The 504-nt window shown below is 50.0% G+C and carries 1 protein-coding gene and 1 pseudogene; both read right to left on the reverse strand.

Annotated features, from left to right (window positions below; all coding sequences use genetic code 11):
• Nucleotides 1-296: pseudogene (gene fliI, locus R7Z50_RS31475) on the reverse strand (flagellum-specific ATP synthase FliI); the annotation flags it as partial.
• A gap of 3 nt (nt 297-299) precedes the next feature.
• On the reverse strand, nt 300-504 hold a 205-nt coding region (locus R7Z50_RS31480; protein WP_318150271.1), incomplete at its 5' end, for a FliH/SctL family protein.

Below are 504 nucleotides of genomic sequence, written 5' to 3' on the forward strand. Positions count from 1 at the left end.
TCCATACCAACAGGCAAACCTGCTTCGCTGGTTAATGGCGTCACTTTTGCACCGGGCAAAATACCGGTGCTTTGCTCACTCGGCATCAAATACAAGTTATCACCAGAAAAACCAACCACTTCAGCTTCCATGTGACCAGACATGGTTTCAACCAAACATAGACTGCCGATCGGCGCACGACAGCCCGTTGCTTCTAAGGTCAAACCAACAACGCGCACCAATTTGCCAGAAGCGACCGGGCGCGTGGTTAAGCCTTCAACTTTGTAGTTTTTGAGGCGATCGGCCAAAACTTGCATGGATTACTCACCCTCTTGGTGACGGTTCGCGCCACAAAAGCTGTGCAGCACACTCTTGATGCGCTCTTCCATGCGGTAGTTAATGCTCGATTCGCCTGCTTCGATTTGCACATCGCCACGATTAAGTGATGGCTCAGAAACCAGTGTCCAGTTGCGGCAATCTAAATCTTCTTCACCATACGCAGAGCGAATGATGGCAACATCTTCA

The organism is Vibrio sp. 1249-1 (assembly GCF_033340495.1).